The sequence below is a fragment of the Nonomuraea sp. NPDC049646 genome, from assembly GCF_044465525.1.
Classification (GTDB): Bacteria; Actinomycetota; Actinomycetes; order Streptosporangiales; family Streptosporangiaceae; genus Nonomuraea.
In genome coordinates this window covers 65401-84256 of sequence record NZ_JBITLU010000028.1, presented here as the reverse complement: position 1 = coordinate 84256, position 18856 = coordinate 65401, and the positions used below count along the sequence as shown (strand labels likewise).

Below are 18856 nucleotides of genomic sequence, written 5' to 3'. Positions count from 1 at the left end.
AGCGTGCCATGCCGCTCACCGTGCGGTGTACGTGCGGCCCGGCGTGGGCGGGCGGCCGTACAGTTCGGAGATCGTGACGAACGTGTAGCCCTTCCTGGCGAGGGTGTCGATCACCTTCGGCACGGCCTCGACCGTGGTGGGGTGGATGTCGTGCATGAGCACGATCGACCCGGCCTTGGCGGTGTCGGCCCGCCTGACCACGGCGGCGGGCTCGCGGTGCAGCCAGTCGAGGGTGTCGACGTCCCACAGGATCTGGGCCAGGCCCTCGCGGCGGGTCTCGGCGGCGACGGCGTCGTCGGTGCTGCCGTACGGCGGCCGCATCACCCGCATCTTGACCCCGGTCAGCCGGTGGACGAGCTCGTCGGTGTGCCCCAGCTCGTTGCGCACCCCCTCGCGGGACAGGCCGGTCAGCGACGGGTGGGACCAGGAGTGGTTGCCGATCTCGTGGCCCTCGTCCACGATGCGGCGGGTGATCCGGCCGCCGCTGTCGGCGGCCACCATCTCACCCAGCACGAAGAACGTGGCCCTGACGTGGCGCTGGCGCAACAGGTCGAGCAACTTGCCGGTGTAGGGCCCTGGACCGTCGTCGAAGGTCAGGGCCACACACTTGATCTTGCCGCAGTCGAACTTGCGGCTGCGCGGCCAGTCGGCCTGCTGCGCGATCAGCCGCTTGGCCAGGACCTCAGGACTGACCTGCGGCCGGATCAAGGCGGAATGCCGGCGCGGCACCGGCTGGGCCGCGCAGCCCACGAGAACGATCAGGACGAATGGCAAAGCCCAAATGCGCATGTTTTCCCCCGAAACACCGCACGCGGGGGCCTTACGGATAGTCCTGGACCGGTCTCCCCCGTAGTTCCCTGGCCAGGTCGTCCCACCAGAGTGGGATGTCCGCGTGCAGCTCCTTGTAGCGGCGCGCCACGCGCATGGCACATCCAACCGGATCCGTACCCAGATGACGACGTTTAACCGGACCTTCCTGCCAACGGTAAAAACCGTCCCTGTAGTGCACGACGAGACCTATCCAGACCGAGATGGTCGCTCCGTCCCCCACCTCGTACGCGCTGGTGACTCCCAGCCCGTGCAGCTCCGCCTGGAGTTTCTCCGCCGCCGCGCGGGCTTCGGTCACACGCCACCCCCTGCCGACGTTTCCGTACACAACAGATGTACCCAGCAACGGGCATCAGCTGTCCAAGACATGGAGTAATCATGAAACTCCGGGGAGTCACGCGCAGGCCGTTCGACGTTATCGGTGGACTTCCGCCGTTGCGCGGCCGGGCCGCCCTTGTTACGTTTCGGCCGTGCGCCGTGAGCGGGCACAGTCGCTGAAGCACGTCGCGGTACCGTACGACTCCGATCGGGCCTTCCTCGACCTCGTCGTGCCGCGCGTGCGAACCGCGCTGGACGAAGACCGGCGCGTGCTGGTCGTCAACCGCCCCGACCGGCTGGCGCTGCTGGCGGAGGCCCTCGACGGCGACGCGCGGCGCATCGACAGCCGCCCGGCCGGCGCCTGGTACGGCCACCCCCACCGGATGCTGGCCGCCTACCACGAGTACACGCGCGGCCGGCCCACCCTGGTGGTCGGCGAGCCCGTCTGGAGCGAGCTGAGCGAGCCGCGCATCCAGGACCTCATCCGCTACGACTCGGTCGTCAACGCCGCCCTGGCCGCGGCCCCGTCGGTCATGCTGTGCCTGTACGACCTGCGCCACGTCCCCGAGCCGGTCCGCGAGCTCACGCCGGTCGTCCATCCCCTGGTGCTGGGGTCGGGGGGCGAGGCGGCCAGCGGGCGCTTCGTGCAGCCCCACGAGCTGGTGCTCGACGGCGACGACGCGCCCTTCCCCGAGCCGGGCCCCGGGGCCTGCCTGGTGCGGTTCACGGCCCGCGAGCTCAAGCGCCTGCGCCAGACCGTCGGCGACTACGCCAGGACGGCCGGCATGGACCGCAACCTCATCTCCTCGCTGGTGCTCAGCGTCTCGGAGATCGCCGCGAACTGCGTCGAGCACGGCGCCGGGTTCGGCACGATCACGATGTGGGTGGAGGAGCGCGACCTCGTCTGCGAGATCGCCGATCCCGGCGGGGCGCTCGACGACCCCCTGCCGGGCTACATACCGCCGGAGCCCGAGTCCCCGCGGGGGTACGGGCTCTGGATCAGCCGGCAGCTCTGCGACCGGGTGCAACTGCGCGACGAAGGCGGCGTGTTACGCGTCCGCCTTCGTCTGTCCCTGGACTCTCCCTAGCGGCTCTTTCCTAGGCGGCGGCGCGGGGGGCGGGAAGGCGCACGGCGCCCTCCTCCCGCGCGTAGTCCTCCAGCATGCCGCGGAGCTGGCGGCGGCCACGGTGCAGGCGGGACATCACGGTGCCGATGGGCGTCCCCATGCGCTCGGCGATCTCCTTGTACGCGAACCCCTCGACGTCGGCCAGGTAGACGGCCACGCGGAAGTCCTCGGGCAGGGAGCGCAGGGCGTTCATCACGACGCTGTCGGGCAGCCGGTCGAGCGCCTCGGTCTCGGCCGAGCGCAGGCCCGTCGAGGTGTGGGACTCGGCGGCGTGCAGCTGCCAGTCCTCGATCTCCTCGGCGGCCGACAGCTTCGGCGAGCGCTGCTTCTTGCGGTAGTCGTTGATGAAGTTGTTGGTGAGGATGCGGTGCAGCCACGCCTTGAGGTTGGTGCCCTCACGGAACTGGTGATAGGACGTGTACGCCTTGGCGACCGTCTCCTGCACCAGGTCCTCGGCGTCGGCTGCGTTACGGGTCAGGCGCATGGCGGAAGCGAACAGCTGCGACGTCACGGGCACGACATCGCGCTCGAACCAGTCCTGACGCTGCTCATCGGTCATAGTGATCAATTCATTCCCCCTTGCGCTATCCCCCGTTCGGCACAAGCCGCCTGACAGCGTTCCTCATCCTCGCAACTCCCAGGTAAGGGACGCGTTAGGAGAGTCCGCATAGGTCAGAAGGGGTTTGTAGTCCATCTGCTCGCGGCGTGCGTGGTCACGTCCACGGCCGGACAAGTCTCATTATCATAACACTACCCACCCAATTTCGTAGGAATAGTGGTCAGAGTCACAGGGGATAGCGTATGGACATGGAATCTGTGGACCGTCACGACACGGGGACACGTCGGTGGGTGGCGGAGGCCATCCGCAAGGTGGAGGCCGACGCCAACCGAAGTTGTGACACTCACCTGCACGTCTTTCCGCTTCCCTCGGACTGGGGCGTAAACCTCTATCTGAAAGACGAATCGGTGCACCCGACCGGTTCACTCAAGCACCGGCTCGCGCGGTCCCTGTTCCTGTACGGCCTCGCCAACGGCTGGATCGGCCCGGCCACCACGATCGTGGAGGCGTCCAGCGGCTCGACCGCGGTCAGCGAGGCGTATTTCGCCCGGCTGCTCGGCCTGCCGTTCATCGCCGTCATGCCCGCGTCCACGTCGCCCGAGAAGTGTCACCTCATCGAGTTCTACGGCGGGAAATGTCACCTCGTCGCCGACCCCGGGGCGATCTATGACGAATCTCACCGCCTGGCCGCCGAGACCGGGGGCCACTTCATGGACCAGTTCACCTACGCCGAACGCGCGACCGACTGGCGGGGCAACAACAACATCGCCGAGTCGATCTACTCCCAGATGTCCATGGAGCCACATCCCGAGCCCGCCTGGATCGTCGTGGGCGCCGGCACCGGCGGCACGTCGTCCACGATCGGCCGCTACATCCGCTACCGCCGCCACCCCACCCGCCTGGCCGTGGTGGACCCGGAGGGCTCGGCGTTCTACCCGGGCTGGGTCTCCGGCGACCCCGCGGTGACGGCCTCGGGGTCGCGGATCGAGGGCATCGGGCGTCCCCGGGTGGAGCCGTCGTTCCTGCCCAGCGTGATCGACCGCATGATCGCCGTCCCGGACGCCCGCTCGATCGCCGCCATGCACTGGACCCGCGAGGTCACCGGCCTGGACGTCGGCGGCTCCACGGGGACGAACATGGCGGCGTGCGTCGAACTCGTCAGGGAGATGCGCGAATCCGGCGTCCAGGGCAGCGTCGTCACCCTGATCTGCGACCGCGGCGACCGCTACAAGGGCACCTACGACAACCCGGAGTGGCTGGCCGGCCAGGGGCTCGACCTCGAACCCCACCTGGCCGGCCTGCGGGCGTTCCTGCCGCGCTGAGCGCCGCTAGGCGGCCTTGGCCGGGTCCACGGAGAAGGTCTTGGCCAGGTCGTCCAGGATGGCGTGGGCGCCCTGGATGCCCACGGCGCTCATCCAGGTCAGGTCGCTGACCTCGTGCTTGTCCCCCTTGAGCCGGCCCCACAGCGGGTTGCCGACGAACTTCTCCTTGGGCCCGTCGCTGGCCGGGTCGGGGTAGGTGGCGACGAAGATGTGGTCGGCGTCCAGGTCGGCGATGCGCTCCTGGCTGACGTCCACGGCGATGGCGTCGTCCTTGGCAGGCTGGCCCTCGGGACGGGGGAAGCCGACGTCCTTCAGCACCACCCCGGAGTACGACTTCTCGACGTAGAGCCGGACGGTGGGCTCACCGGCGAAGCGCACGATCGAGACGGTCGGCAGCTTCCCGCCCACCTTCTCCTTGATCGCGGCCCCGATCGTGCCGGCGCGCTCCTCGAACGCCTTGATCCGGGCGTCGGCCAGGTCCTCCTTGCCCAGGGCGCGGCCCATGAGCCGCAGGTTCTCCTTCCAGATGGCGCCGGTCGTCTCGCTGAAGACGGTCGGCGCGATCTTCGAGAGCTTGTCGTACAGGGCCTCGTGCCGGACCTTGGCCGAGACGATCAGGTCGGGCTTGAGCGCGGCGATCTTCTCCAGGCTGGGCTGCTCCAGGGTGCCGACCGGGGTCGCCTCCTTGCCGTACCGGTCGACGAGCGGGCCGAGGTAGTCGGGCAGCTTGCTGTCGATCGACCGGTAGGTGGTGTAGCCGATCACGGGGGTCTCCAGCGTGAGCACCGCGTCCACGAAGCTCTGGTCGAGCGCGACGACCCGCTTGGGCTGCCCGGAGATCTTGGTCGAGCCCATCGCGTGCTCGATCGTCCTGGCCGCAGGGTCGGCCGCAGGGTCGGCCGACGGCGTGGCCGCCGGCTCCGTCGAGCCGCACGCGGCCACCCCCGCCACCAGCAGTACACCGGCCAGCACCCGCCACGCTCTCATCGGAACCCTTTCTGGAAGTAAGGCGAACCTAAATTAGGTTAGCCCTGCCTAACCTGGCATACTTCACCACGTTCGGGCAAACAAGGGGAGGAAACTGGTGACCGCGCTCGCGCCCCGCCTCCACGGCATCCGGCGCCGGCGGCTCGTCCTCCTGCTCCTCCTCCTCGCCGCCGTCGCGGCAGGGGTGGTGCTGAGCATCACGGTCGGCTCGAAGTCCGTACCGCCGGGCGACGCCTGGCAGGCTCTCACCGCGCCCACGGGCAGCGAGAACGACATCATCATCCGCTCGCTGCGCGTGCCGCGTACCGTGCTCGGGGTGCTGGCCGGGATCGCGCTCGGCGTCGCGGGCGCCCTCATGCAGGGCCACACGCGCAACCCGCTGGCCGACCCCGGCCTGCTGGGCGTCACGCAGGGCGCGGCGTTCGCCATGGTGGCCTCGATCATCCTGCTCGGCGCCTCCAGCCTGCTCGCCTACATCTGGTTCGGCCTGGCGGGCGCGCTGGTGGCCAGCGTGGCGGTGTTCGCGCTCGGCATGACGGGCGGCAGGGGCGGCCCCACCCCGGTCACGCTGGCGCTGGCCGGCACCGCGGTCAGCGCCCTGCTGTACGCCATGACCTCGGCCATCGTGCTCCTCGACGAGCAGGCCATGGACGTCTTCCGCTTCTGGCAGTCCGGCTCCATCGCCGCCCGGGGCCCGGACGTGGTCTGGCAGGTGCTCCCGTTCATCCTCGCCGGCCTGCTGCTCGCCGCGGTCAACGCCCCGGGCCTGAACGCCCTGTCGCTCGGCGAGGACGTCGCCCGCTCGCTCGGCCAGAACATCGCCCTGACCAGGACGGTCGGCGTCGCCGCCGTCACCCTGCTGTCGGGCGCGGCGGTGGCGGCCTGCGGCTCGCTGGCGTTCGTGGGCCTCATCGTGCCGCACCTGGCCCGGGCGCTGTCGGGCACCGACCACCGGTGGCTGCTGCCGTACTCGGGGCTGGTCGGGGCGGCGTTGCTGCTGGTCGCCGACGTGATCGGCCGCGTGGTCGCCCCTCCGGGCGAGCTGGAGGTCGGCGTGGTCCTCGCGCTGATCGGCGCGCCCTTCTTCGTCGCCCTGGTCCGCCGCAGAAAGCCGGTACGGCTATGACCGCCCTCCCCCTGCGCCTCGGCTCCCTGTCCTGGCGGCTGCGCCTGCGCGCCGTCGCCGTCGGCCTGACCGGCCTGGCGCTCCTGGTCGTGCTCATGGCGCTGAACATGCGCATCGGCGACCTGCCGATGAGCCTGCCGGAGGTGTTCCAGGGCACCTTCGACGTCGACAGCCCGGCCCACTTCGTCATCATGGAGCTGCGCCTGCCGCGCGCCCTGACCGGCGCCCTAGTCGGCGCCGCGCTCGCGCTGTCCGGCGCGATCATCCAGTCCATCGCCCGCAACCCGCTGGCCAGCCCCGAGATCCTCGGCGTCACGACCGGCGCCTCGGTCACCGTCGTGGCCGGCGTGGTGGCCAGCGGCAGCGTCTACGGCGGCGCCAGCGGCCTGCTGGCCGACCTGGGCATTCCAGCGCTCGCCCTGCTCGGCGGCCTGCTCGGCGCGTCCGTCGTCTACGGCCTGGCCTGGCGGCGCGGCCTGGACGGCTACCGCCTGGTCCTAGTCGGCATCGGCGTGGCCGCCGTGTTCACCAACGTGAAGTTCTGGCTGCTGACCGTCGGCGACGTCAACGACACCGGCCGGGCCATGGTCTGGATCAGCGGCTCGCTCAACGGCCGCGGCTGGGAGCACGTCGTGCCGGTGGCGCTCGCGCTGGCGGTGCTCGTCCCGGCCACCCTGCTCGGCACCCGCTCGCTCGACGCGCTGCGCTTCGGCGACGACGTGGTCACCGCACTCGGCGTGCGCGTGAACGCGGCCCGCGCCCTGCTGATCCTGGCCGCCGTGCTGCTGGCCGCGGTGGCCACCGCCTCGGCCGGGCCGATCGCGTTCGTGGCCCTGGCCTCGCCGCAGATCGCGCTGCGGCTGGCCCGCTCGGCCCGGCCGCCGCTGCTGTGCTCGGCGGTCACCGGGGCCGTGCTCACCGCGGGCGCCGACCTGATCGCCCGGACCGTCTTCTCCCCGATCGAGCTGCCCGTCGGCATCGTCACGGCCGTGCTGGGCGCACCGTACCTGATCCACCTGATCTGGAGGGCACGCAAATGAGGCTGCAGGCCGCGGGCGTCAAGCTCGGCTACGGCGACCGGACCATCGTGGACGGCCTCGACCTGGGCGTCGAGGCGGGCACGGTGACCACCATCATCGGCCCGAACGGCTGCGGCAAGTCCACCCTCCTGCGCGCGCTCGGCCGCCTGCTCAAGCCCCAGGGCGGCCAGGTGCTGCTGGACGGCAAGCGCATCGACGCCATCCCCACCCGCGAGGTGGCCAAGATCCTCGGCGTGCTGCCGCAGGCGCCCTCCGCCCCCGAAGGGCTCACCGTGGCCGACCTGGTCGCCAGGGGCCGCCATCCGCACCAGACGTGGTACCGGCAGTGGTCCTCCGACGACGAGTCGGCCGTCGCCGCGGCGCTGACCATGACGGGCCTCGCCGACCTCGCCGAACGTCCGCTCGACGAGCTGTCGGGCGGCCAGCGGCAGCGGGCGTGGATCTCCATGGCCCTGGCCCAGGGCACCGACCTGCTGCTGCTCGACGAGCCCACCACGTTCCTCGACCTGGCCCACCAGGTGGAGGTGCTGGAACTCGTCCGGCACCTGCACGAGCAGGCCGGCCGCACGGTCGTCATGGTCCTGCACGACCTCAACCTCGCCGCGCGCTACGCCGACCGGCTGGTGGCCATGCGCGCCGGCAAGGTCGTGGCCGCCGGCGCGCCGCACGAGGTGCTGACCGAGGAGCTGCTGCGCGAGGTGTTCGAGCTGGACGCGAAGGTCATCGAGGATCCGGTCGCGGGGACCCCGCTCGTGGTGCCGATCGGGCCGCTCGCCGCCGCGCGAGGCTGACCCGGCGGCACCGCCACGCCCGCCGGCCCCTGCTGTCACCCCTCGGCCAGCGCCCGCCCGACGTCCGGATCGCCGGGGGCCAGCTCGGCGGCTCTGAGCAGGTCCTGCCTGGCCTCCTTCGCCCGTCCCAGCTCCCGGTGGACCATCGCCCGGTTGAACAGCAGCTCGGCCGTCTCGGTCAGCTTCAGCGCGCGGGTCAGGTCGGCCAGCGCGCCGTCGGGGTCGCCGCGTTCGAAGGCGAGCACGGCCCGGTTCCCCCACGCGGCGGCCAGGTCGGGATCGATCTCCAGCGCGGCGTCGAAGGCCGCGTACGCCTCCGGGTGGCGGCCCTGGGCCGTCTCCACCTGGCCGAGCACGCAGAGCAGATGGGCGTCGCGCGGCCGGAGCGCGAGGCCGCGCGCCACGTCCCGCCTGGCCTGCTCGTACTCGCCGTGGAGGGCGAGCAGGCCGCACCTGTTCACGTACGCGGGGGCGAAGTCGGGGTCGAGCTCCAGCGTGCGGTCGAGGTCGGCGCGGGCGCCGTCCAGGTCGCCGGCCGCGAACCGCAGCTCCGAGCGGTTGTAGTACGCCTCGGGGAAGGGCGGGCTGAGCCGCATGACGGCCTCGTAGTCGGCCAGGGCCTCGTCCGGTCTGCCCAGTTTTGCCAGCAGGTTGCCCCGGTCGAGGTAGTAGTCCGGGTAGCCGGGGTCGGCGTCGATCGCCGCCGTGTAGTCGGCCAGCGCCTCCTCGGGCCGGCCGGCCCCGGCCAGCAGCTGGGCCCTGTTGGCGCGCAGCACGAGCCGGTGGATCGGGTGCTCGCCCGCCAGGTGCTCGTCGGCCAGGGCGATGGCCTGCTCGACCAGCCGCAGCGCGGCGTCCGGACGGCCGGCGCGCAGCTCGACCAGGGCCTTGCCGTTGAGGTCGAAGCCCAGGTGGAAGGCGCGTTCACGGGGGTCGGGCAGCAACGACGTGATCGTGACGGCCTCGTTGATCCACGCCATCGCCTCGCCGGGGTCGCGGCGGGCGGGGTCGTGGTGGCGTACCAGGAGCATCGCGGTGGCGTAGGCGATGGTGGCCCGGTGCCTGGGATCGGTGCTGAGGCGCCTGGCCCGGTCGTAGAGCTCGCGGGCCTCCTCCTCGCGCTCCACCGCCTCCAGGGCCCCGGCGACGCGCTGCACCAGGGTCTGCCACCCCTCGGGGTCGTCCTCGTACGCCATGCCGCGCAGCGCCTCCGTGCCCGACTCGGCCATCGCGTGATGGAAGCCCTCGTCGCGGTAGCGGTCGAAGTCGGCGCACAGCGGGCCCTCGCCGGGCGACGACGGGCCCTCCTCGACGCGCAGCAGCCCGGGGTCGAGGCGGCGGCGCAGCACCTCGACCAGCTCGCGGTCGGTGTGGTCGGCCTCGCCCAGGTTCGCCACGACGAGCGTGAGCGGTCCCGTGACGGCCAGCAGCTCGCCGGCGAACTCGGCCAGCCCGTTGGCGATCCTGAGGCTGCGCCGCGCCCCCGGGACGAGGATGCGCTGCCCCCTCGGCAGGTCGTCGGCCAGCGAGCGTCTGCGCACCGGCACGAGCGGCCGCAGGCGGGGGGCGGCGACCCGGAGCTCCACGTCGTGGGCGGCCACCAGGTCGGGCCGCCGGTCGAGCGCCTCGGGGACCAGAAGGTCGAGCAGCGCGGCGGCCAGCGTGTACGGCCCGGCTGCCCGGCGGTCGGCGTCCAGGGCGATCGTCCTCACGACCGCCCTCTTCCCAGCGGTCGGCGTTCCCGCGCGGAAACGCCGACCCAGAGACAGGTCAAAGACTGTGTCGCGGCGAGGCGAGCGTGGAAGGCCTGACAGTCCCGGGACGATGGACGACGATCTTCTTCATGGGCATCCCTTACGTGATCGCGGATAACCCGAACATGTCAGCACAAAGCTAACTAACGACTCAAGACTTTTCTGGTAAGGGCCATTTCGGCATGAATTAGGACATGGCCGATAAACGGGTCAGTCGCCCAGGATCGCGTCCACGAAGACATCCGGGTCGAAAGGCGCCAGATCGTCGGGCCCCTCGCCGAGCCCCACCAGCTTCACCGGCACGCCCAGCTCGCGCTGCACGGAGATCACGATGCCGCCCTTGGCGGTGCCGTCGAGCTTGGTGAGCGCGATGCCCGTGATGTTGACCACCTCGGCGAACACCTGGGCCTGGCGCATGCCGTTCTGGCCGGTGGTGGCGTCGAGGACGAGCAGCACCTCGTCGACCGTGGCCTTCTTCTCGATGACCCGCTTGACCTTGCCAAGCTCGTCCATCAGGCCGGTCTTGGTGTGCAGGCGGCCCGCGGTGTCGACGATCACGACGTCGACCTTGTCCTCGATGCCCTTGGCCGTGGCCTCGAAGGCCACCGAGGCGGGGTCGCCGCCCTCCGGCCCGCGCACGGTCTCGGCGCCGACCCGCTCGCCCCACGTCTGGAGCTGGTCGGCCGCCGCCGCGCGGAAGGTGTCGGCCGCGCCGAGCACGACCTTCTTGCCGTCGCCGATGAGCGAGCGGGCGAGCTTGCCGGTGGTGGTGGTCTTGCCCGTGCCGTTGACGCCCACGACCAGGACCACGGCCGGCCGCTCGCCGTGCTTCTGCACGTGCAGGCTGCGGTCGAGGTCGGGGTTGACCTGGGCGAGAAGCTGCTCGCGCAGCAGGCCCCTGACCTCCGCGGGAGTGCGGCTGCCCAGCACCTTGACCTTGGTGCGCAGCTCCTCGACCATCGCGCGGGTCGGGGCGACGCCCACGTCGGCGGTGATCAGGCTCTCCTCGATCTCGTCCCAGACCTCGTCGTCGAGCCGGTCGCGGGACAGCAGCTCCAGCAGGCCGCGGCCGAGCGCGCTCTGCGAACGCGCCAGACGCGAGCGCAGCCGCACCATCCGCCCGGCGGACGGCGGCGGCACCTCGACCTCGGGGGCGATGACCATCGGCTCGGCCGGCGCGACCGGCGGCGGCACCGTGGTGACCGCGCCGTCGGCCTCCTCGACCGGGCCGGCGGGCCGCTTCTCCTCCTCGGGAAGCGGCGGCGCCTCCGGCGGCGGCACGGGCGGCGCCGCCTTGCCACCCGGCCTGAACAGCAGGAAGAGGCCGCCGGCCGCCAGCAGGGCGACGACGGCCACGATCACTATGACGCCGAGGTAACCATCCACAAGATGTCAGTTTTCCAGATCGACCGGCATGGTCATGCCCAAGGCACACGGATGATGACAGGCCGGATCAGGCGGATTCGCGCTCCCGCAGGCGCTGGCTGACCACCTGGGTCACGCCGTCGCCGCGCATCGACACGCCGTAGAGGGCGTCGGCGATCTCCATCGTGCGCTTGTTGTGGGTGATGACGATGAGCTGCGAACTCTGCCGCAACTCCTCGAACAGGGTCAGCAGCCGTTGGGTGTTGGTGTCGTCGAGGGCTGCCTCGACCTCGTCCATCACGTAGAAGGGCGAGGGCCGCGCCTTGAAGATGGAGATCAGGAACGCCACCGCGGTCAGCGAGCGCTCGCCGCCCGACAGCAGGGACAGCCGCTTGACCTTCTTGCCCGGCGGCCTGGCCTCGACCTCGATGCCCGTGGTGAGCATGTCGGTGGGGTCGGTGAGCACGAGCCGCCCGTCGCCGCCGGGGAAGACCCGGGTGAAGATCTGCTCGAACTCGCGGGCGACGTCCTCGTAGGCCGAGGCGAACATCTGCTCGACGCGGTCGTCGACCTCCTTGACCACGGTCAGCAGGTCGCGCCGGGTTTTCTTGAGGTCTTCGAGCTGCGAGGTCAGGAAGGCGTGGCGCTCCTCCAGCGCGGCGAACTCCTCCAGCGCCAGCGGGTTGACCTTGCCGAGCTGGGTCATCTGCCGCTCGGCGGCCCTGGCCCGCTTCTCCTGCTCCTCCCGGACGTACGGGACCGGCGGGTCGCCGGGGACGGGCGCGTCGGGGCCGTACTCGGAGACCAGCGCCTCGACCTCGACGCCGAACTCCTCCATCGCCCGCTCCTGGAGCTGCTCCAGCCGCAGACGCTGCTCGGTGCGGGCCACCTCGCTCCCGTGGACCCGGTTGACCAGCTTGTCGAGCTCCTGGCCCAGCTCACGCACGCGCACGCGGACCTGCTTCAGCTCGGCATCGACGGCGACGCGGGCGAGGTCGGCGTCGTCGCGCTCGCGGGAGGCGAGCCGGATCGAGGAGGCGAGCGCCCCGAGCACCTGCCTGGCGCCCTTGCTCACCGCCTCGGCCAGCAGAGCCTGCCTCTTGCGCCTGGCCCGCTGAGCGGCGGCCTGGGCGCGTTCCTGGCGCTCGCGCTGGGCGGCCCGCAGCAGGCCGTCGGCGCGCCCCTCGATGCCCTTGACGCGCTCCTCGGCGGTGCGCACCTGCAGCCGGGTGTCCATCTCGCGCTGCCGGGCCGTCTCGCACGTGGCGGCCAGGTCGTCGCGCAGGTCGGTGGTGGGCTCGGTCTCCAGCTCCTGGGCGTATTCGGCCTCGGCCAGCCGGATCTCCAGCTCGGCCAGCTCCTCCAGCCCCTCGGTACGGGAGTCCTGGGCCGCGGTGACGCTGCGGGCCAGGCGTTCGGCCTCGGCGTGCGCGGCGTGCGCGGCGGCCTCGAGCTGGGCCAGCCGCCTGGCCGCCGCCGCGTTGCGCTGGTCGGCCTCCCGCTGGCGGCCCCTGACCTGGTCGAGGACGCCCTGAGCGGCGCTCACCCCGGCCTGGGCCGCCGTCACCGCGCTCTGGGCCTCGTTGACGTGCGCCTGGGCCGCCTCGACGGCCGTCTGGGCCGCCTGCTCGGCCTCGATCGCCTGGTCGAGCGCCTCGGCCGTGGCCTCCGCCGTGGCCTCGGCCACCCGCAGGTCGCGGACGGCCTCGTCGAGCGCCGCCCGCACCTGCAGGACGGAGGTGCCGCCGGCCGACCCGCCGGCGGCCAGATGGGCCCCGAGCACGTCGCCGCCCTCGGTCACCACCCGCAGCTCGGGACGCCGCCCCACCAGCTCGCGGGCCGCGTCGAGGTCGGCGACCACGACGACCTTCGCCAGGACGTGGTCGAGCGCCGGCCTCAGCTCGTCGGGCACGGTGACCAGATCGGCGGCCCACCGCCCGCCCTCCGGCGCGGCGGGCCGGGATCGCGCAACCTGGGAGTGGTGCGCGGTGTCCGAAACTCCGGTCTCGGCCACCAGCAGCGTGACCTGCCCCGCGTCGGCGCCGCGCAGCAGGCCGAGCGCCTCGACGGCGGTGTCGAGCGTCTTGACCGCGACGGACTCGGCGACCGCCCCGAGCACGGCCGCGACGGCCAGCTCCGCGCCCGGCGTGACCTGCATCGAGGCGGCCAGCGGGCCCAGCACCCCGGCCAGGTCGGCGTCGAGCAGCGCGGCGCCGCCGTCGCCCTTGGCCAGGCCCAGCTCCAGGGCGTCGCGGCGGGCCCGCAGCGCGGCCACCGAGCGCTGGGCCTCCTGGTCGGCGGCGCGGGCCGTGGCGACCCCCGCCTTGGCGGCCTGGACGGCGGCCCGCGGCGCGCCGAGACCGGCCTTGGCCTCGTCGGCGGCCACGCGGGCCTCGTCGGCGGCGGCCCTGGCCTCCTCGACCGCGGCCTGCGCGGTGGCCAGCTCCGCGGCGAGCGCCGGATCGGCCGCCGGCTCCTCGGCCCGCTGGTTCTCCAGGTCGGTCAGCGCCTGCCGTTCGCGCTCGGCGGCGTCGGCCACGGCCTTCTCCAGCCGCCCGATCTCCTCCTCGGCCGCGCGCGCCCTGCTGCGCACGGAGTCGACCTGGCCGCGCAGCCTGGCCAGGCCCTCGCGGCGGTCGGCGGCGGCGCGGGCGGCCATCGCCAGGCGCCGCTCCTCCGCACCCAGCTCGGCCTCGGCCGCGGCCCGCCGCTCGACGGCCTCGGCCAGCAGCTCCTGGGCGTGTTCGAGCTCGGCCCGCAGGATGTGTTCCTGCTCGCGTGCCTCGCCCGCCTCGCGTTCGAGGTCTTCGGGGTCGCGGCCGCGGCGTTCGATGGCGGCGGCGTCGAGGGCGTGGCGGTGGCGTTCGGCGGCGAGCTGTTCCAGGCCGGTGATGCGCTCGCGCAGGGAGGAGAGCCTGAAGAAGGTCTCCTGGGCGGCGCTCAGCCGGGGCTGGGTCTCGGCCTCGGCGGCCTCCAGGGCGGCCTCGCGCTGCTGGCCCTCGGCCAGCTCGGCCTCGACCTGGTTGCGCCGGGCGGTGACGGCGGCCTCGTCGGCGGCCTCGCGTTCGAGCGTGGCGCGGAGGATGCACAGGTCGTCGGCGAGCAGCCGCAGCCGGGCGTCGCGCAGGTCGGCCTGGATGACGGCGGCCTTGCGGGCGATCTCCGCCTGGCGGCCGAGCGGCTTGAGCTGACGGCGCAGCTCGGTGGCGAGGTCCTGCACCCGGGTGAGGTTGGCCTGCATGGAGTCGAGCTTGCGCAGCGCCTTTTCCTTGCGCTTGCGGTGTTTGAGCACGCCCGCGGCCTCTTCGATGAAGGCGCGGCGGTCTTCGGGCCCGGCGTGCAGCACGGCGTCGAGCTGGCCCTGGCCGACGATGACGTGCATCTCGCGGCCGATGCCCGAGTCGGACAGCAGCTCCTGGATGTCGAGCAGGCGGCAGGTGTCGCCGTTGATGGCGTATTCGCTCTGCCCCGACCGGAACATCAGCCGGCTGATCGTGACCTCGGTGTAGTCGATCGGCAGCGCGCCGTCGGAGTTGTCGATGGTCAGCGTCACCTCGGCCCGGCCGAGGGGCGGCCTGGAGGAGGTGCCGGCGAAGATGACGTCCTCCATCTTGCCGCCGCGCAGCGACTTGGCGCTGTGCTCGCCCATGACCCAGGCCAGGGCGTCGACGACGTTGGACTTGCCCGAGCCGTTGGGGCCGACGACGCACGTGATGCCGGGTTCGAGGCGCAGGGCGGTCGCGGAGGCGAAGGACTTGAAGCCGCGCAGGGTGAGGGTCTTCAGGTACAAACGCCGACCCTCCTCCCCGGCCTCGGCTGAACGGGCTTCGGAAAAGCCTACTGGTCTCGGCCGCCCGTCGTGGGCATGTCGATGACCAGCGCTTTCTCACCAGGGAAAATAACAAGGGACGCCTCTTCGAGACGTCCCTGGGTCTTGCGCTCCGATCACTCTCAGGTGAGTGCCGGCTCGCGCTCCTGCAAGCGACTGAGCGCTTCGTCGCGGGTTTGCGCCGCAAGAGCGTCATTCGTGGCCTGAAGTCGGATGAGTTCTGCCTCCAGATCCCGGATACGCTGCTGCAAGCGGCGCATCTCCGAGACCATCCGAGGGTCAGGACCGCCGACGTGGCCGAGTAGAGCCTTCGCCATGGTAAAGGGTCCTCCACGCTGAGTGACCAGACTGGTTCGCGCACTTCTGTTCCGCGGGAGGGGTGCGCGTGGTACTTAACAAGAGTCGCACCGGCAGTGTGGGCGGTCAAGTCGATCCAACCGCAACGCCCTACTGATAGGCACTCCCGACATACAACTATACCCTATTTGGGCCGTTTAGCAAAAGCGACTACCGCTCTACAAAACCGCCCAAACTACCTCGGGGTTCACTCCATCGTTCCACTACTCCATCGACCCTTCCCGGCGTGTCGCAACCTTTGAGCAGCTCCAACAGCTTGACGCACGCCTCCCGCGGCCCCTCGGCGACGACCTCGACCCGGCCGTCGTCGGTGTTCCGCGCCCAGCCGGTCAGGCCGAGCTCCAACGCCCTCGCGCGCGTCCACCACCGGAAGCCCACCCCCTGGACCCTCCCCCGCACCCAGGCGGTTACTCGGACGTTTTCCGAACCTTTGTCGCCATTACTCTTCGTATCCGTCATGCCGCCACCGTCTCATGCCGCCGTACGACTTCCATGGCCAACTCGTTGAAGGCCAGGATCGAGGCCGTACGTCCGGCGCGCAGCCAGGACAGGCCCAGGATCGACGGAGGCAGGCCGTCCACCGGCACGAACGCGATGTCGGGACGGCGATGGTGGTCGGCGCTCGGCTTGCAGAAGAGCATGCCGCCGCGGTTCAGCGCGACCTGCGTCAGGCCCTCCTGGGTGGTGGCCACCGAGCCGGCCCGCGCGATCGGCCGTCCGGAAGGGGTGAGGGTGGGGGCGATGTGCTCCTGCCAGCGGCGCGGCGCGGGGTCGTCGAGGCCGAACAGGGCGACCGAGGCCAGCTCCTCGGCGTCGAGGCGGGCGCGGGCGGCCAGCGGATGGCGTACCGACAGGCCGAGCTCGACCGGGCAGTGGTTCAGCTCGGCGCCGCCCTCCAGGTCGGGCTCCTCCAGCGGCAGCAGCGTGAACGTCAGGTCCACCCGCCCCTCGCGCAGCTTGCTGAACGGGTCGGAGAGCGGCACCTCGACCAGCTCGACCATGCAGCCGGGATACCGCCGCTCGAACGCCGCCACGCTGCCGGTGACGATCTCGGTCGGCGTGGCCAGGAACCCCACCCGCAGCAGGCCCGTCACCTCCCGCGCCGAGGCCGTCGCCCGCGACACGGCCGCCGCCATGCCGTCGTAGGCGGGCCGCAGGTCGGCCAGGAAGCGCCGGCCGAGCGGCGTCAGGCGCACCCGCCTGCTGGTGCGGTCGAACAGGCGGCCGCCGATCCGGGTCTCCAGCGACCCGATGAGCTGGCTCACCCGGCCGGGCGACAGATACAGGCGCTCGGCCGTACGCGCGAAGTGCAGCTCCTCGCTCAGCACGACGAAGCACTCCAGTTCCCTGAACTCCATGCCACTCCCCGGACGCGATCGCTTAGCCTGCCTAAAGCAAGGCTTCGAGCTTCGTCATTGTTCCGTCCCCGGCCGATGACGAGGCTGAACGGCATGACGACTCTTGAGACCTCCACTGTCGCGCGGGCCCGCTGGCTCGCCGTCCTCGCGGTCGCGGTGGGCACCTTCACCATCGTGACCAGCGAGATGTTGCCCGTCGGCCTGTTGACCTCGATCGCCGCGAGCTTGGGGGTGTCCGACGGCACCGCCGGGCTGATGGTGTCGCTGCCGGGGCTGGTCGCGGCCGTCTCGGCCCCCGTGCTGGCCGTGGCCACCCGGCGGCTGGACCGGCGCGTCCCGTTGCTCGGCCTGATGGCGTTGCTGGCGGTGGCCAACCTGGCGGCGGCGTTCGCGACGAGCCTCCCCGTCATGCTGGGCGCGCGGGTGCTGACCGGGATCAGCATCGGCGGGTTCTGGGCCTTCGCCGCCGGGCTGGGCCTGCGGCTGGTGCCCGAGCGCTCGGTGGGCAGGGCCACGTCGGTGATCCTCGGCGGCGTGTCGGTGGCCTCGGTGCTCGGCGTGCCGGCGGGCACGCTCATCGCCTCGGCGGCGGGGTGGCGCACGTCGTTCGCGGTCATGGGCGGGCTGGCGCTGGTGCTGCTCGGGCTGCTGGCCGCCGTGCTGCCGCCGATGCCGGGCGAGGCCGCCTCGGGCGGCTCCCGGGCGCCGCTGCCGGGGGCGCTGCGGGTCGTGCTGGCGGCGACCGTGCTGATCATCACCGGGCACTTCGCGGCCTACACCTACGTCCGGCCGTTCCTGGAGCAGGTCGCCGACGCCGGCCCCGGCCTGGTCAGCGTCGCCCTGCTGGTGTACGGCGCGGCCGGCGTCGTCGGCAACTTCGTGGCGGGCGCCAGGGCGGCCCGCGACCCCAAGCCGGTGCTGATCGTCCTGGCCCTGCTCATCGCCGCCTCCACCGCGGCGCTGGCGCTGGTCGGGCTGCCCCTGGTGATGCTCGTCGTGTGGGGCCTCGGCTACGGCGGCGTCGGCGTGGCGCTGCAACTGTGGATCATGCGCTCGGGCGGGGGCGAGCTGGGCACCGCGCTGTTCGTGGGGGCGTTCAACGTCTCGATCGCGCTCGGCTCGTTCGTCGGCGGCCGGGTGGTGGACGGCGTGTCGATCTCGTCGGTGATGTGGCTGGGCGCCGCGCTCGCCCTGCTCACCGCGGCTTTCGCTGGCATTTGGGGCAGGAGTACGACGACCGGTTCATGAACGCCTCCCGCCTGATGGGCGTGCCGCAGCGCGAGCACGGCAGGTCGCGGCGGCCGTAGACCTCCAGCGAACGGTCGAAGTAGCCGCTCTCGCCGTTGACGTTGACGTAGAGGCTGTCGAAGGAGGTGCCGCCCTGCTGGAGGGCGGCACCCATCACCGTGCGCACGCCGGCCAGCAGCTCGGCGATCTTCGGACGGGTGAGCGTCTCGGTGGGACGGGCCCAGTGGAGCCGGGCGATCCACAACGCCTCGTCGGCGTAGATGTTGCCGACGCCGCTGATCAGCGACTGGTCCAGCAGCGCCCGCTTGATCTCGGTGCGCCTGGCCCTGAGCCGGCGGGTGAACTCCGCCTCGTCGAACGACGCCTCGAACGGGTCGGGCGCGATGTGCGCGATCGGCGCGGGCACGCCGCCGACGAGCGGGGTCAGCATGACGTGGCCGAACGTGCGCTGGTCGACGAAGCGCAGGTCGGGGCCGCCGTCCTCGAAGCGGAGGCGGACGCGCAGGTGCTTCTCGGGCGGCGTCTGCGGATCGACGACGAGCAGCTGGCCGCTCATGCCCAGATGGGCCAGGAGGGCCTCCTCGCCGCCCGACAGGGGCAGCCACAGGTATTTGCCGCGGCGCTCGGCCGACAACACCGTACGGCCCTTCAGGCGGGCGGTGAACTCGTCGGCCCCGGGGACGTGCCGCCGGATCGCGCGCGGGTGGAGCACCTCCGCGGCGGCGATCTCGCGGCCGACGACCCATTGCGCCAGGCCGCGCCTGACGACCTCGACCTCGGGCAGCTCAGGCACCGTGCACCAACCGTCCTCTCGACTTCCCCGGCCGCGGGGCGTGCCGCGGCGGAT

Annotated in this window: 16 protein-coding genes; 6 read left to right on the top strand and 10 right to left on the bottom strand. The window is 72.0% G+C overall.

Annotated features, from left to right (window positions below):
- Positions 1-15: 15 nt before the first annotated feature.
- Entirely contained in the window at positions 16-774 is a 759-nt protein-coding gene (locus ACIBQ8_RS48005) for a polysaccharide deacetylase family protein (RefSeq protein WP_397195522.1), read from the bottom strand.
- 524 nt (positions 775-1298) lie between these two features.
- Here ACIBQ8_RS48005 and ACIBQ8_RS48000 point away from each other — a divergent pair.
- Positions 1299-2234 (top strand): anti-sigma factor RsbA family regulatory protein, encoded by a 936-nt coding sequence (locus ACIBQ8_RS48000; protein WP_397195521.1) that lies wholly within the window; start codon positions 1299-1301, stop codon positions 2232-2234.
- 10 nt (positions 2235-2244) lie between these two features.
- Here ACIBQ8_RS48000 and ACIBQ8_RS47995 read toward each other — a convergent pair whose 3' ends face one another.
- On the bottom strand, positions 2245-2832 hold the full coding sequence (locus ACIBQ8_RS47995; protein ID WP_397172414.1) for a sigma-70 family RNA polymerase sigma factor: 588 nt from the start codon (positions 2830-2832) through the stop codon (positions 2245-2247).
- A 248-nt stretch (positions 2833-3080) separates the two neighbouring features.
- On the opposite strand from ACIBQ8_RS47995, the gene ACIBQ8_RS47990 reads away from it, so the two are divergent.
- The gene (locus ACIBQ8_RS47990; protein ID WP_397172416.1) at positions 3081-4154 is read left to right on the top strand and encodes a PLP-dependent cysteine synthase family protein; all 1074 of its coding nucleotides are present in this window, start codon (positions 3081-3083) and stop codon (positions 4152-4154) included.
- Between the two features lie 6 nt (positions 4155-4160).
- Here the strand turns inward: ACIBQ8_RS47990 and ACIBQ8_RS47985 are convergent, their stop codons facing one another.
- Complete coding sequence (locus tag ACIBQ8_RS47985; protein ID WP_397195520.1) at positions 4161-5141, bottom strand: ABC transporter substrate-binding protein; 981 nt, start codon at positions 5139-5141, stop codon at positions 4161-4163.
- Between the two features lie 97 nt (positions 5142-5238).
- Between ACIBQ8_RS47985 and ACIBQ8_RS47980 the strand changes: the two genes are divergently transcribed.
- From ACIBQ8_RS47980 to ACIBQ8_RS47970, 3 genes are read left to right on the top strand one after another with little or no spacing between them, the layout of a single operon-like run.
- On the top strand, positions 5239-6267 hold the full coding sequence (locus ACIBQ8_RS47980; RefSeq protein ID WP_397195519.1) for a FecCD family ABC transporter permease: 1029 nt from the start codon (positions 5239-5241) through the stop codon (positions 6265-6267).
- Complete coding sequence (locus tag ACIBQ8_RS47975; protein ID WP_397195518.1) at positions 6264-7307, top strand: FecCD family ABC transporter permease; 1044 nt, start codon at positions 6264-6266, stop codon at positions 7305-7307. The genes ACIBQ8_RS47980 and ACIBQ8_RS47975 overlap by 4 nt, the downstream gene beginning before the upstream one ends.
- Entirely contained in the window at positions 7304-8098 is a 795-nt protein-coding gene (locus ACIBQ8_RS47970) for an ABC transporter ATP-binding protein (protein WP_358288482.1), read from the top strand. Before ACIBQ8_RS47975 ends, ACIBQ8_RS47970 begins: the two co-directional genes overlap by 4 nt.
- A gap of 35 nt (positions 8099-8133) precedes the next feature.
- On the opposite strand, the gene ACIBQ8_RS47965 is transcribed toward ACIBQ8_RS47970, so the two are convergent.
- The 6 genes from ACIBQ8_RS47965 to ACIBQ8_RS47940 all read right to left on the bottom strand — a co-directional run bounded on the left by ACIBQ8_RS47965 (position 8134) and on the right by ACIBQ8_RS47940 (position 16761).
- Entirely contained in the window at positions 8134-9810 is a 1677-nt protein-coding gene (locus tag ACIBQ8_RS47965) for a tetratricopeptide repeat protein (RefSeq protein ID WP_397195517.1), read from the bottom strand.
- 252 nt (positions 9811-10062) lie between these two features.
- Positions 10063-11238 (bottom strand): signal recognition particle-docking protein FtsY, encoded by a 1176-nt coding sequence (gene ftsY, locus ACIBQ8_RS47960; RefSeq protein WP_397195516.1) that lies wholly within the window; start codon positions 11236-11238, stop codon positions 10063-10065.
- A gap of 67 nt (positions 11239-11305) precedes the next feature.
- Complete coding sequence (gene smc, locus ACIBQ8_RS47955) at positions 11306-15007, bottom strand: chromosome segregation protein SMC (protein WP_397195515.1); 3702 nt, start codon at positions 15005-15007, stop codon at positions 11306-11308.
- 161 nt (positions 15008-15168) lie between these two features.
- Positions 15169-15363 carry a hypothetical protein gene (locus ACIBQ8_RS47950; RefSeq protein WP_026214481.1) on the bottom strand — a complete coding sequence of 65 codons (195 nt, stop codon included), beginning with the start codon at positions 15361-15363 and terminating at the stop codon, positions 15169-15171.
- A 190-nt stretch (positions 15364-15553) separates the two neighbouring features.
- On the bottom strand, positions 15554-15862 hold the full coding sequence (locus ACIBQ8_RS47945; RefSeq protein WP_352324815.1) for an acylphosphatase: 309 nt from the start codon (positions 15860-15862) through the stop codon (positions 15554-15556).
- Positions 15859-16761: a LysR family transcriptional regulator gene (locus ACIBQ8_RS47940; RefSeq protein ID WP_397172428.1), complete on the bottom strand. Its 903-nt coding sequence runs from the start codon at positions 16759-16761 to the stop codon at positions 15859-15861. The genes ACIBQ8_RS47945 and ACIBQ8_RS47940 overlap by 4 nt, the downstream gene beginning before the upstream one ends.
- A gap of 93 nt (positions 16762-16854) precedes the next feature.
- Between ACIBQ8_RS47940 and ACIBQ8_RS47935 the strand changes: the two genes are divergently transcribed.
- Positions 16855-18009, top strand: coding sequence for an MFS transporter (locus ACIBQ8_RS47935; RefSeq protein WP_397195514.1), 1155 nt, complete (start codon positions 16855-16857; stop codon positions 18007-18009).
- Here the strand turns inward: ACIBQ8_RS47935 and mutM are convergent.
- The gene (gene mutM / locus ACIBQ8_RS47930; protein WP_364412625.1) at positions 17957-18802 is read right to left on the bottom strand and encodes a bifunctional DNA-formamidopyrimidine glycosylase/DNA-(apurinic or apyrimidinic site) lyase; all 846 of its coding nucleotides are present in this window, start codon (positions 18800-18802) and stop codon (positions 17957-17959) included. The two genes, ACIBQ8_RS47935 and mutM, sit on opposite strands and share 53 nt — an antisense overlap.
- Positions 18803-18856: the final 54 nt, after the last annotated feature.